At 63.6% G+C, this 12,265-nt stretch carries 12 protein-coding genes; 8 read left to right on the forward strand and 4 right to left on the reverse strand.

Annotation, left to right across the window (positions count from 1 at the left end; all coding sequences use genetic code 11):
- Window positions 1-91 precede the first annotated feature (91 nt).
- The 5 genes from BPNPMPFG_RS07055 (at window position 92) to BPNPMPFG_RS07075 (ending at window position 6,529) form a co-directional block, all read left to right on the forward strand.
- Window positions 92-1,570 carry an ABC transporter substrate-binding protein gene (locus BPNPMPFG_RS07055; protein ID WP_258594271.1) on the forward strand — a complete coding sequence of 493 codons (1,479 nt, stop codon included), beginning with the start codon at window positions 92-94 and terminating at the stop codon, window positions 1,568-1,570.
- Between the two features lie 274 nt (window positions 1,571-1,844).
- Window positions 1,845-2,792, forward strand: coding sequence for an ABC transporter permease (locus BPNPMPFG_RS07060; RefSeq protein ID WP_258594273.1), 948 nt, complete (start codon window positions 1,845-1,847; stop codon window positions 2,790-2,792).
- Window positions 2,789-3,658 (forward strand): ABC transporter permease, encoded by an 870-nt coding sequence (locus BPNPMPFG_RS07065; protein WP_258594276.1) that lies wholly within the window; start codon window positions 2,789-2,791, stop codon window positions 3,656-3,658. The genes BPNPMPFG_RS07060 and BPNPMPFG_RS07065 overlap by 4 nt, the downstream gene beginning before the upstream one ends.
- On the forward strand, window positions 3,655-5,277 hold the full coding sequence (locus tag BPNPMPFG_RS07070) for an ABC transporter ATP-binding protein (RefSeq protein ID WP_258594279.1): 1,623 nt from the start codon (window positions 3,655-3,657) through the stop codon (window positions 5,275-5,277). Before BPNPMPFG_RS07065 ends, BPNPMPFG_RS07070 begins: the two co-directional genes overlap by 4 nt.
- 142 nt (window positions 5,278-5,419) lie before the next feature.
- On the forward strand, window positions 5,420-6,529 hold the full coding sequence (locus BPNPMPFG_RS07075; RefSeq protein ID WP_258594281.1) for an SEL1-like repeat protein: 1,110 nt from the start codon (window positions 5,420-5,422) through the stop codon (window positions 6,527-6,529).
- A gap of 38 nt (window positions 6,530-6,567) precedes the next feature.
- On the opposite strand, the gene BPNPMPFG_RS07080 is transcribed toward BPNPMPFG_RS07075, so the two are convergent.
- Window positions 6,568-7,053, reverse strand: coding sequence for an NUDIX domain-containing protein (locus tag BPNPMPFG_RS07080; RefSeq protein ID WP_258594283.1), 486 nt, complete (start codon window positions 7,051-7,053; stop codon window positions 6,568-6,570).
- A 47-nt stretch (window positions 7,054-7,100) separates the two neighbouring features.
- Window positions 7,101-7,532: a TerB family tellurite resistance protein gene (locus BPNPMPFG_RS07085; protein WP_258594285.1), complete on the reverse strand. Its 432-nt coding sequence runs from the start codon at window positions 7,530-7,532 to the stop codon at window positions 7,101-7,103.
- Window positions 7,533-7,707: 175 nt separating this feature from the next.
- Between BPNPMPFG_RS07085 and BPNPMPFG_RS07090 the strand changes: the two genes are divergently transcribed.
- The 3 genes from BPNPMPFG_RS07090 (at window position 7,708) to BPNPMPFG_RS07100 (ending at window position 10,164) form a co-directional block, all read left to right on the forward strand.
- The gene (locus BPNPMPFG_RS07090) at window positions 7,708-8,493 is read left to right on the forward strand and encodes a TSUP family transporter (RefSeq protein WP_258594287.1); all 786 of its coding nucleotides are present in this window, start codon (window positions 7,708-7,710) and stop codon (window positions 8,491-8,493) included.
- A gap of 293 nt (window positions 8,494-8,786) precedes the next feature.
- Window positions 8,787-9,617 (forward strand): helix-turn-helix domain-containing protein, encoded by an 831-nt coding sequence (locus tag BPNPMPFG_RS07095; RefSeq protein WP_258594289.1) that lies wholly within the window; start codon window positions 8,787-8,789, stop codon window positions 9,615-9,617.
- A 127-nt stretch (window positions 9,618-9,744) separates the two neighbouring features.
- Window positions 9,745-10,164 (forward strand): VOC family protein, encoded by a 420-nt coding sequence (locus tag BPNPMPFG_RS07100; RefSeq protein WP_258594291.1) that lies wholly within the window; start codon window positions 9,745-9,747, stop codon window positions 10,162-10,164.
- A gap of 2 nt (window positions 10,165-10,166) precedes the next feature.
- On the opposite strand, the gene BPNPMPFG_RS07105 is transcribed toward BPNPMPFG_RS07100, so the two are convergent.
- Window positions 10,167-11,642 carry a cobyric acid synthase gene (locus tag BPNPMPFG_RS07105; RefSeq protein ID WP_258594293.1) on the reverse strand — a complete coding sequence of 492 codons (1,476 nt, stop codon included), beginning with the start codon at window positions 11,640-11,642 and terminating at the stop codon, window positions 10,167-10,169.
- Window positions 11,643-11,644: 2 nt separating this feature from the next.
- Complete coding sequence (locus BPNPMPFG_RS07110) at window positions 11,645-12,259, reverse strand: dimethylsulfoniopropionate lyase (protein ID WP_258594295.1); 615 nt, start codon at window positions 12,257-12,259, stop codon at window positions 11,645-11,647.
- Window positions 12,260-12,265 lie beyond the last annotated feature (6 nt).

Genomic DNA, 12,265 nt, shown 5'->3' on the forward strand with positions numbered 1-12,265 from the left:
CGCCGCACCAGCGGGCAGCACGAAACGCAATTTACTCCGTGACAAAATCACGCTTCTATCGCCCGGGTTTGAACACATGGGGAATTGCACGATGAGATTGTGGAAAACCATTCTGGCCGCTGCGGTGCTGTCGCTTGCCACTGGTACCTCGGCATTCGCCGCGCGAACCGACCTGGTCATCGGCATTCCGCTCGAACCGCCGCATCTCGATCCGACCGCCGGCGCTGCCGCGGCGATCAAGGAGGTTCTCTATGCCAATGTGTTCGAGGGCCTGACCCGCATCGGCCCGAACAGCGAAGTGCTGCCGGACCTGGCGCAAAGCTGGACCATTTCCGACGACGGCAAAATCTACACCTTCAAGCTGCATACTGGCGTGAAATTCCACGACGGCACCGGTTTCGATGCCAGCGACGTGAAATTCTCGCTCGACCGCGCGCGCGCCGACAATTCGGTCAACGCGCAAAAGGGCCTGTTTGCAGCCATCGACAAGGTCGACGTGGTGGATTCTGCGACCGTCAAGGTCACGCTGAAGCACCCGCAAGGCTCCTTCCTCTACAATATGGGCTGGGGCGACGCGGTGATGGTGTCTCCCAAATCGGCGGACACCAACAAGGAAAAGCCGATTGGAACCGGACCGTTCAAGTTCCAGAACTGGGCCAAGGGATCGTCGATCACGCTGGTGAAATCCGACCGCTACTGGGGTGCTCCGGTGTTTCTTGACAAGGTCGAGTTCCGCATTGTTCCGGATGCCGCCGCCTACGTTCCGGCACTGCTTTCCGGCGACATCCAGGCCTTCCCCTTCTTCGATCCCGACAGCGTCGCGCAGGTCAAGGACGATCCGCGCTTCAAGGTGGTGGTCGGAGCGACCGAGGGCGAAACCATCCTGTCGATGAACAACAAGAAGCCGCCCTTCGACAAATTGCAGGTCCGGCAGGCGATTTCCTACGCCCTCGATCGCAAGGCAATCATCGACGGCGCCTCGGCCGGCCTTGGTCTGCAGATCGGCTCGCATATGTCGCCAACCAACAAATACTATGTCGACCTCACCGGCCGTTATCCGTATGATGTCGCCAAGGCCAAGGAACTGCTGAAGGAGGCAGGCCTAGAGAACGGCTTCAGGGCGACGCTGAAGCTGCCGCCGACCGCCTATGCCAGGCTCGGCGGCGAGATCATCGCCTCGGAGCTTCGCGACGTCGGCATTGGTCTCGAAATCATCCCGGTCGAATGGGCGCAGTGGCTGGATCAGGTGTTCACCAAGAAGGATTACGACCTGACCATCGTCTCGCACACCGAGCCCAACGACATCGATATCTATTCGCGCAAGGACTACTACTTCAACTACGACAACCCCGCCTTCGACAAGGTCATCGCCGACCTGGACCTCACCTCCGACGAAGCCAAGCGCAAGGCGCTTTATGCACAGGCGCAGAAGATCCTGGCCGATGATGCCGTGGTTGGCTTCCTCTACGAACTGCCGAAGGTCGGCGTCTGGGACGCCAAGCTGCAAGGGCTATGGGAAAACGCACCGATCCAGGCCAATGATTTGACCAAGGTGAAGTGGTCGGATTGAAGACCCAGGCTATCCGGCGGAAGTTGCGTTCCGTCCCACCCCCCTCTGCCCTGCCGGGCATCTCCCCCCCAGGGGGGGAGATCGGCAGTTCGGCCGATGGCACCCCCTTTGCAACCTTCGTGGTTTGCGCAAGGTCAGTGATTGGCGAAAGCCACGATGAGAGCGCAATCTCCCCCCTTGCGGGGGAGATGTCCGGCAGGACAGAGGGGGGTGGGACGGAGCGATACCATTTCCCGCTTCTTGCCATTGGCAACGCAGCGGTCTCCCAATATCCATGACCGCCTATCTCCTCAAGCGCCTTGCCATTGCGCTCGCCACGCTGGTGCTGGCCTCCATGGTGGTGTTTACCGTGCTGGAGATCCTTCCCGGCGATCCGGCGCGACTGATGCTGGGCATGAACGCCAGCGCTAACCAGGTCGAACTGTTGCGCAACCAGATGGGCCTCAACGCGCCGCTTGGCCTGCGCTATCTGCACTGGGCCGGCGGCCTCCTCAGTCTCGATTTCGGCCGCTCCTACACCTATTCGGTGCCGGTCATCGATCTGGTGCGTGAACGGTTGGCCGTCTCGCTGCCGCTGGCGCTGATCGCGCTGGCACTCTCCACCATCATCGCCATCCCGGTCGGCCTGTTTTCGGCCAGCCGGCGCGGACAGGCTGGCGACACCGTGGCGATGGGCGCCGCACAGCTTGGCGTCGCCGTGCCCAATTTCTGGTTCGCGCTGATGCTGATCTATATCTTCGCCGTCTGGCTGCGGCTGGTTCCTGCCGGCGGCTTTCCCGGCTGGCACGCCGGCGCCTGGCCGGCGCTGAAATCGCTGCTGCTGCCCGCCGTGGCGCTTGCCTTGCCGCAAGCGGCCATCCTGGCGCGCGTCACCCGCTCCGCACTGATCGAGGTGTTGACCGAGGACTATATCCGCACCGCCCGCGCCAAGGGCCTGCCCTACCGCGCGGTCTTGTGGCGGCACGCATTGCGCAACGCCATGATCCCGGTGCTGACCATTCTCGGCCTGCAATTCGCCTTCCTGCTTGCCGGCACCATCATCATCGAGAATGTCTTCTACCTGCCCGGCCTAGGCCGTCTGGTGTTCCAGGCGATTACCCAGCGCGACCTGATCGTCGTCGAAAGCGTCGTCATGCTGCTGGTCGCCGCCGTCATTGCCGTCAACCTCCTCGTCGACCTCTCCTATGCGGTCGTCGATCCGCGCCTGAGAAGCCGGCAATGACGCTGCACATCGACGTCCCCGAAGAGACATTCGGCAGAGTCCTGGCCAAGGCGTTCAGGAACCCCGCTTTCGTTACCGGCTTCATCATCACCTTGCTGATCCTGGCGATAGCGGCCGTCTCCTATGCCTGGACGCCCTACGACGTCACCAGACTGGTCATATCTGACAAGACACAAGGACCCTCGCTGGCGCACTGGTTCGGCACCGATCATTTCGGCCGCGACATCCTGTCGATGGTCATGGTCGGCGCCCGCAATTCGATTGCCGTGGCGCTGGTCGCGGTCGGCATCGGCATGGGTGTCGGCGTGCCGCTTGGCGCCTTTGCCGCGGCGCGCGGCGGCCTCGTCGACGAGGCGTTGATGCGGCTGAACGATCTCGTCTTCGCCTTTCCCGCCTTGCTGTCGGCCATCATGATCACCGCCATCTTCGGGCCGGGCGCCGTCAACGCCATCATCGCCATCGGCATCTTCAACATCCCGGTCTTTGCGCGTGTCGCCCGCGCCGGCGCGCTGGCGATCTGGCCGCGCGAGTTCATCCTTGCGGCGCGCGCCGCCGGCAAGAGCAGCACCCGGATCAGCATCGAACATGTGCTGCCCAACATCGCCACGCTGCTCCTGGTGCAAGGCACTATCCAGTTCGCGCTCGGCATCCTGGCCGAGGCCGGGCTTTCCTATCTGGGGCTGGGCGCCCAGCCGCCAATGCCGAGCTGGGGCCGCATGCTGTTCGACGCGCAGACCCGCATGGTGGTGGCGCCATGGATGGCGATCTTTCCCGGCATGGCGATCGTCGTCACCGTGCTTGGGCTGAACCTGCTGGGCGATGGCATCGCCGACATCCTCGACCCGAAATCGCGGCGGCAGCGATGAGCCTGCTCGACATCGAGAACCTGTCGCTGACCATCGGCGACACGCAGATCCTGAAGAACATGGAGCTTTCCGTCGCGCCCGGCGAGGTGATGGGGCTGGTCGGCGAGTCCGGTTCGGGCAAGTCGATGACCGCGCTGACGGTAATGCGGCTTCTGCCTCATGCCGCGCGCGCCGCCGGGCGCGTTACATTCGGCGGCATCGACATCCTCGCGGCGACCGAGGACCAGATGTGCGCTTTGCGTGGCGACGACATCGGCATGGTGTTCCAGGAACCGATGACGGCGCTCAATCCGGTCAAGACCGTCGGAGAACAGGTCGCCGAAGGCATACGCTGGCATACCAGGGCAAGCCGCGCCGACGCCGAGGAGCGAGCGCGAAAAATGCTCGACCGCGTCGGCCTGCCCGAAGCGAAATTCCCGCTGTCGCGCTATCCGCACGAACTGTCGGGCGGCCAGCGTCAGCGCGTCGTCATCGCCATCGCCTGTGCGCTGAAGCCGAAGCTGCTGATCGCCGACGAGCCGACGACGGCGCTCGACGTGGTGCTGCAGGCGCAGATCCTCGACCTGTTGCGCGACCTCGTCGCGGCGAGCCGCATGGGCCTGCTGTTGATCTCGCACGACCTCGCCGTGGTGACCGAGATGGCCGACCGCATCACCATCTTGCGCCGTGGCGAGGTGATGGAAGCCGGCGATACGGTGCGCACGCTGTCCGAACAGCTCCACCCCTACACGCGCCAGCTGGCGCAGGCTTCGATGCATGTGCCGGCGCGCGCCAGGCCGCATGGCGTCGGATCGGGCCAACCCTTGCTCCAGGTCGAGGGTGTCACCCGCGACTATCCCGGCCGGCGCACCTCGCTGTTCAAGCGCGCGTCAGCGATCCGTGCCGTTGACGACGTATCCCTGTCGATGGCGCCGGGCCAGTCGGTGGCGCTGGTTGGCCGCTCCGGCTGCGGCAAGTCCACGCTCGCCCGCATGATCCTGGCGCTGGACCGGCCGAACGCGGGCACGATCCGGTTTCGCGGCGAGACCATCACCGGCAAGAGCGAGGCGGAACTGAAGCCTGCCAGGCGTGACATGCAGGTTGTCTTCCAGGATCCCTATGGCTCCTTCGACCCGCGCCAGAAGGTCGAAAAACTGGTCGCCGAACCCCTGCATGTGCTGGCGAAGAAGCCGACGCGCGCCGAGCGCCGCGAGATGGTGGCGCATGCGCTGCACGAAGTCGGCCTCGACCAGCGCGACATGGACAAATATCCGCACGAATTTTCAGGCGGCCAGCGCCAGCGCCTGTCGATCGCCCGCGCCATCATCACGCGCCCCAAGCTGGTCGTCGCCGATGAGCCGGTCTCGGCGCTCGACGTCTCGATCCGCGCCCAGGTCCTCGATCTGTTCGCGGAGCTCAACCAGAAGCTCGGCATCGCCTATCTCTTCATCACCCATGATTTGACCGTCGCCCGCGCCATCACGGACGAGGTGCTGGTCATGCATGACGGCAAGATCGTCGAGCGCGGCAAGACGAACGAGGTGCTGGATCACCCGCAATCCGAGGCGGCCAAGGCACTGGTCAGCGCTGCCCCGGATCTGCAGCGGGCAATCGCTCGGCGGATGCGGGAGCAGGGGTAAAGCCCCTCCATTTTCGCGATGGTCGTGACATAGGATATCCCACAAAACCTCATGCTCGGAGCGCATGTACCGAGCGCAAAAATCCAAATATGGTTGGAGGACCAAACAGGTACGAGGAAGTGGCTCCATGCGGTCGCGTCGAATGATTGCCGCCGGATTGTTCGGATTGTCGATGGCGGGGGCGGCCTTTGCCGGTCAACCGACTGAGTGCGACAGTCTGGCGGGCTCGCCCACCGATCCGAATCGGGTCGGCGCGGGAATTGGCCTCTACGGGATCGAACCGGTTGAGGCCATTGCGGCTTGCGGGAGGACGCTGGCCGCCGACCCGAACAATCCGCGCCTGCTTTTCAACCTCGGCCGGGCGCATGAAGCAAGCGGGCGCATCGGGTCGGTGTCGGTTGACGAAATGGCACTGGCCGGCCGAACCTATAAGAGTGCAGCGGACCAGAACTATCCCGCGGCGCAAATCGCATTGGCCCCTTTCTATTGGCGCGGCAGCGATGGTTTCCAACAAGACACCAGGCAGGCCATGCTCCTGTTGGACAAGGCGATGGCGTCAGACGCCACGGAGGCTAAATCGCAGCGCCGGAACCTGTTCGCGGACACGGCCTTCGCCGTTGACCCCAACGAGGCGCAGCTTCAATTTGTCAAGGAGGCCGCCAACGCTGGCGATGCAGACGCACTCTATGCGCTCGGCCTGCCGTTGAGCTTGGGTGAAGACAGGCAAGCGGATGTCGCCCTGCTCTGGCACCAAGCGGCGGCGCTCGGCAGCGCCCAGGCCGCGTTTGATCTCGCAAGAATGTATTTCAAGGGCAAAGGCGGCCTGTCGACGAACCCGGAAGAGTCGCTACGGCTGATCCTTAAAGCCGCCGCCGGTGACGATCCCCAGACTTGGGACGCTGCGGCAACGGCCTATGAGCGGGGCAGCTACGGCCTGCCGAAGGACGACAAGCAGGCTGCCCGGCTCTTCAAGCAGGCAAGCGACGAAGGCAACAAATACGCGCTGTACGATCTCGGCAGGTTCTATGAGGAAGGCAAAGGCGGATTGCCCAAGGATCCGCGTGAGGCGGCACGCCTTTACAAGCTGGCGGCCGATCAGGGCAACGACGACGCCGTTCTCGCGCTCGCCCGCGACATGGCGGAGGGTCGAGGAGGCTACGAAGCGGACAGGGTCAAGGCGATCGCGTTTTTGAAGCGTGCCGCACGCTGGAGCACGCAGGCGAAGGACGAACTGACGAAGATGGGCGGGTGACACGGCACGTGGCCCTCACACATTAAGATAGAGACCCCTCAGATCATCTGGAATTTTCCGGTGGTCTTGAATCGGAGATAGGCGTCGACGCTGCGCGCCATGTTGGGCAGCATTTCGGGCAAGCGGTCGGGCGCGAACCAGCCGACGGCGCTGCTCTCGTCGTCGGTGACGGCCGGCTCGCCTTCAAACGAGCGCGTGTAAAACATCAGTGCGAAGAACTGGGCACGATCGCCATTCGGAAACTGGAAGGTTTCATAGTGCGGGTCGCAGCCGAACCCGAACGGCTCGACATCGCTGACGATCAACCCGGTTTCCTCAACCACCTCGCGGATTACCACCGCTTCCAGGCCCTCGCCTTCCTCGGCATTACCGCCAGGCAGGCCCCACAAGCCAAAATCGGTCCGTTTCTGCAGCAGGATGTGGCCGTCGGCGCGTTCGATGATGATGCGAGCGCCCGGCATCAGCACCAGGCGATCCCCGATCAACGCTCGCAACTGTCCCAGATAGCTGTCGGCAAAGGCCATTCAAACGCTCCCCCGCGGCATCCAGCGAACCGTTGCTCGGCTATGCCTCAGCCTTCCGGCTTGACCACGTCGACCGGACTGATGTCGAGCAGATCGAGCGTGCGGCGCAGCAGCCGCACCTCACTCTCGGCCAGTTTCGAATCCGCCTTGGCGATCTCCGCCATATGGCGGGCGAGCAGCTTGCGTCGCTCGACGTCGAGATCGCGAAACAGCGCAATCGCCTGCGAGCCGTTGGTCTCGTAGCCGAACTCGTTGAGATATTCGATGACGCTGTCGATGCTGGTTTCCGGAATGCCGAAGGCGTCCTTGCAGATGCGCCGAAAGGCAACCATCTCGCTCTCGCTGACCGACCCGTCGGCCAGGATCATGCGGAACAGCATCAGGAGTTCCGCCGATAGGACCGGATCGCCCGCCACCTTGCGCACGCCTGGGTCGCCGTCGAAGATCGAGCGTATCTGGTCGAGCAATGCCATCGCCATCAGTTTCCCTGTTCGATTCGCCTAATGCATACACAAAAGCCAGGCGCGTCATACGATTTCATACGAAGCGCGACGCGCTTGCATAGAGGTAGCGCGGAATCGGCCTTGCGCAAACCGGCTTGCCATGGTCGAACCCGCACGATCCTTCTAACGCCTGAATGTCCCAATCGATCCGATGTCCGACCTCACCACCCAGACCGTTGCCTTGCTCGGCATCGCCGCCTTCGCAGCCGGCTTCATCGATTCGATCGCCGGTGGCGGCGGGCTGATCACCATCCCCGCATTGCTGCTCGCCGGTTTCTCGCCCGTCGAGGCGCTTGGAACCAACAAGCTGCAGGGCATGTTCGGTTCCGGCTCGGCGACCATCCATTATGCGTCCAAGGGCCATGTTGATCTGCGCCGGCAATTGCCATCGGCGCTGCTCGCGCTTGCCGGCAGTGCTGTCGGCGCCTTGCTGGCAACGATCGTGCCTGGGGATCTCCTGCGCGCCCTTCTGCCCCTGGTGCTGATCGCCATCGCGCTCTATTTCGCGCTCAAGCCCAACATGAACGACGTCGACCGCGCTGAACGGCTGTCGCCATTCCTGTTCGGACTGACCCTGGTGCCCGCGATCGGCTTCTATGACGGCCTGTTCGGACCGGGTGCCGGCTCCTTCTACATGCTGGCCTTCGTCGCACTCGCCGGTTACGGCGTACTCAAGGCGACGGCGCACACCAAATTGCTCAATTTCGCCTCCAACATCGGTGGCTTCATCGTCTTCGCCGCCGTCGGCGTGGTCTCCTGGAAGATCGGCCTGATGATGGGCGTTGCCCAGTTCCTCGGCGCCCGCGTCGGCGCGAGCCTGGCCATGCGCATCGGCGCAAAACTCATCAAGCCATTGCTGGTGATCGTCTGCGTGGCGCTGGCCGTGAAGCTCTTGGCCGACCCGGCGAACCCGCTGCGTGTCATGATTGGTGAGTGATCACGCGCGCCCATGCCGGCGGCTGCTTGATGCGCGGCGCCTGAGAGACCGTTTCGAAATTCGCTCTGGCGAGTCATATGATGGTGGTTTCGAGAACCGGAGCGCAGCGGACATTTGGGTCCGTGAGCACCGGAAGCACAGAAAACGCCTTCAGATGGCCGCCAGAGTAGAGTTTCCAAACGGTCTCTGACACGTTTCCCTTGAAATGGGGACTAGGAGCGCCCGGCCAAAACCGGGCGCTTTTTGATTCTGATCAAGGGTCTGCTAGATTTGCTTTGGCGGAAGGATGGTCGATGCCAAGCGAAATGCAACGCCCTCAAGAGCAGGACCGGTCCATCCCCGGGCGGTTCGAGATGCGCCGGCGTCTGCCCAATCCTGGACTTGAGGGCATCGTCACCGACATTTGCGGCTATCGCGAAACGGCAGCCGGCCATTTCCGCAACGTCGAATACGCATCGCTGACCGTGCCGCTGGTCATCAGCTTTGCCGAGCCGTTCGCCATCGGGCTCGGCAAGACGCCGGGCGACAATGACCGCTTCGCTAGTTTCGCCGCCGGCCTTTATGCCGGGCCGGTGACGATCGAGTCCTTCGGCGGCGCCTGCTGCATCCAGGTCAACTTCACCCCGCTTGGCGCACGCCGGTTCTTCCGCCTGCCGATGATCGAACTGACCGACAGCATGGTCGTCCTCGACGACGTCCTCGGCACCGAAGGCATCGCGCTGCGTGAACAGCTTGGCAACGCGCCGGACTGGGGCACGCGTTTCGACATCGCCGAAGCTTTCGTTGCCGCCCGGCTGAACAAGGCCGCTGAAACACCGCTCGAAATTGTCTGGGCCTATGACCGCATCGTCGCGTCGGGAGGCCGGACCCGCATTTCATCGCTCGCCGAACGGCTGGGCTGGAGCCGCAAGCATCTCGCCAGCGGCTTTTCCAACGCCATCGGCATCGGTCCCAAGACGCTGTCGCGCATCGTGCGCTTCAATCGGGCACTCGGCCTGTCGAGGCGTCAGACCGCCGACTGGGCGGATATCGCCGCCGATTGCGGCTATGCCGACCAGGCGCATCTGGTGCGCGAGTTCCGCGACCTTGCCGGCGAGACGCCGACCGCACTTGTCGTCAGGTAACATTTCTTCAAGACGCTGGAACGGCCTTCGAACAGAATGATGCATGTCGCCCAAAAGTGCGCAGCGGTTTTGGGACAACGACATGCTCAAACAGGGTTTATCGAGCAACCCAACCGAAGGAGTTCCCATGCCCACCACCCCTGAAGCGCCCCGCCTCTACCCCGCTTTGCGCTATAAGAACGCGGCAACAATGATCGACTGGCTGTGCGATGCCTTCGGCTTCAGCGTTCGGGCCCGCTATGGCGAAGGCGATATCGTGCACCATGCCGAACTGGTTTTCGGCTCTTCGATGATCATGCTGGGCACCGTGCGCGACGACGACTACGGCAAGATGGTCGGCGAGCCCGGCTCTGGCGGCGGCAAGTCGATCTATATTGCCGTCGACGATGCCGATGCGGCCTATGCCAGGGCAAGGAAGGCCGGTGCCACGATCATCCAGGAATTGACCAATCGCGACTATGGCAGCCGCGAATTCATCTGCCGCGACCCGGAAGGCAATGTCTGGTCGTTCGGCACCTATTGGCCGAAGGCAAGCGAAAAGGCGTAGCTCTACCGCGCCAGCGCGAAAATCGCGTCGCAGTCGAGATGGGTTTCCAGCTCGGCCGCGACCTCGTCCAGGGCCCGCTCGACCTCGGCGCGGTAGTCGATGCCGCCGCCTCTGATGCCGAGGCCTTCGAGAAATTTCCCGCGAAAGCCGTCGGCGCCAAACAGGCCATGCAGATAAGTGCCGATCACCTTGCCATCGGCTGACACCGCACCGTCATCGACACCGTTGATGACCGCCGAAGGTCGCATGGTATCCGGACCTGTGGTGCGGCCGAGGTGGATTTCGTAGCCCTCGAGCGGCAGGTCGAATTGTACCGAGCGGGCGCTGACATTGCGCACTGTCTTTTCCGGTTCCATCACCGTTTCGATATCGAGCAGGCCGAGCCCTTCGGCCTCAGTGACGCTGCCTTCGATGCCGTCGGGGTCGCGCACCACGCGGCCAAGCATCTGGAAACCGCCGCAAATGCCGACGACATGTCCGCCACGCTTGCGGTGGACGAGAAGGTCGCGATCCCAGCCGTTCTCGCGGAACTTCAGGAGATCGCCGATCGTCGACTTGGAGCCGGGAATGACCACCAGTCCGGCATCGGCCGGCAGCGGCTTTCCCGGCGGCACGAACGCCACTTCGACCTGCGGTTCGGCCTTGAGCGGATCGAGATCGTCGAAATTGGCGATGCGGCCAAGCATCGGCACGGCCACCTTCAGCGCGCGCCTCTCGCCGGACGCCAGCCGCTCCAGCACCACCGAATCCTCCGAAGGCAGCCGCGCCGCCGCCTTCAGCCACGGCACGACGCCAAAACAGCGCCAGCCGGTGAATCTTTCGATCGACCTTATGCCGTCATCGAACAGCGAGACGTCGCCGCGAAACTTGTTGATGAGGTAGCCGACGATCATGCGCCGGTCCTCTTCCGGCAGGATCAGATGCGTGCCGGCGACCGAGGCGATGACACCGCCGCGATCGATGTCGCCGACCAGCACCACCGGCACATCGGCGCGCGTGGCAAAGCCCATATTGGCAATGTCGCGGCTTCTGAGATTGATCTCGGCCGGCGAGCCGGCGCCCTCGACGATGACCAGATCGGCGCCCTCGCCGACCTTGCCCCAGGAGTCCAGCACGGCGTCCATCAGCTGGCCCTTCAGTGCCTGATAGTCGCGCGCCCGCGCTTCGCCGAACACCTTGCCCTGCACGATGACCTGCGCGCCGACATCGGTCTGCGGCTTGAGCAGCACCGGGTTCATGTGGACCGATGGTGCGACGCCGCAGGCGATCGCCTGCAGCCATTGCGCGCGGCCTATCTCGCCGCCGCCGGCATTGTTGTCGCCTGGAATGTCGGCGACGGCGGCGTTGTTCGACATGTTCTGCGGCTTGAACGGCCGCACCTTCAGGCCGCGCCTTTTTGCTGCGCGGCAGAGGCCAGCGACCAGCACCGTCTTGCCGACGTCCGAACCCGTGCCCTGCAGCATGATGGCCTTGGCCACGATCAGCCCCTGCCCTGCGCGACGGTTCCGGTGATGTTCGATTTCTGCGCCAGCGGCCCGCCACGCCAGATGTAGAGTGCCAGCAGCGGCTCTTTGCCGGTACGCATGGCATGGCTGACGTTGGAAGCGTGGTGGACGACCTCGCCGGCCTCTCGGACACGAAAGCCGCTCTCCCCCATCCGCCATTCGGTGCCGCCGGTGAGCGGAATGTAGATTTCCTCGGCAACATGATGATGATCGGGATAGACGATATCGGGGCCAAGGATCAGCAGACCGGCGGCGGCCTCGTCATTGGCAAAATGGCCGCGCGTGCCGAACACCTCCAGCCAACCGTAATTGTCGATGAATGCCTTGCCGAAATCCGCCTCGCTATAGGTCTGCCCCCAGCGGAGGTCATTGCGACGCTCCGCCAGCAATCGCACCAGCGGCTTGGCATCCGGCGGCGCCAGTTCGACGGCGCGATCGAGATGGCGCAGGCAGCCAAGCGGATGCGGCTCCAGCGCGCGATCTGGCATCTCCCAGGCAATCCGCGCCACGGCGTCGCGCACAAGGGCGTCATCCACGGAAGCGAGATAGGCGTGGAACCGTCCCAGCAGCTCATCGAATTTTGTCGTCACATTTCG

It is taken from the genome of Mesorhizobium sp. AR07, from assembly GCF_024746815.1.
Lineage (GTDB): Bacteria > Pseudomonadota > Alphaproteobacteria > Rhizobiales > Rhizobiaceae > Mesorhizobium.

Bases quoted from the DNA above. Each gene is read 5' to 3' on its own strand.
- BPNPMPFG_RS07055 (WP_258594271.1), top strand. From the start codon at position 92: ATGAGATTGTGGAAAACCATTCTGGCCGCTGCGGTGCTGTCGCTTGCC.
- BPNPMPFG_RS07060 (WP_258594273.1), top strand. From the start codon at position 1,845: ATGACCGCCTATCTCCTCAAGCGCCTTGCCATTGCGCTCGCCACGCTG.
- BPNPMPFG_RS07065 (WP_258594276.1), top strand. From the start codon at position 2,789: ATGACGCTGCACATCGACGTCCCCGAAGAGACATTCGGCAGAGTCCTG.
- BPNPMPFG_RS07070 (WP_258594279.1), top strand. From the start codon at position 3,655: ATGAGCCTGCTCGACATCGAGAACCTGTCGCTGACCATCGGCGACACG.
- BPNPMPFG_RS07075 (WP_258594281.1), top strand. From the start codon at position 5,420: ATGATTGCCGCCGGATTGTTCGGATTGTCGATGGCGGGGGCGGCCTTT.
- BPNPMPFG_RS07080 (WP_258594283.1), bottom strand. From the start codon at position 7,053: ATGGCCTTTGCCGACAGCTATCTGGGACAGTTGCGAGCGTTGATCGGG.
- BPNPMPFG_RS07085 (WP_258594285.1), bottom strand. From the start codon at position 7,532: ATGGCGATGGCATTGCTCGACCAGATACGCTCGATCTTCGACGGCGAC.
- BPNPMPFG_RS07090 (WP_258594287.1), top strand. From the start codon at position 7,708: ATGTCCGACCTCACCACCCAGACCGTTGCCTTGCTCGGCATCGCCGCC.
- BPNPMPFG_RS07095 (WP_258594289.1), top strand. From the start codon at position 8,787: ATGCCAAGCGAAATGCAACGCCCTCAAGAGCAGGACCGGTCCATCCCC.
- BPNPMPFG_RS07100 (WP_258594291.1), top strand. From the start codon at position 9,745: ATGCCCACCACCCCTGAAGCGCCCCGCCTCTACCCCGCTTTGCGCTAT.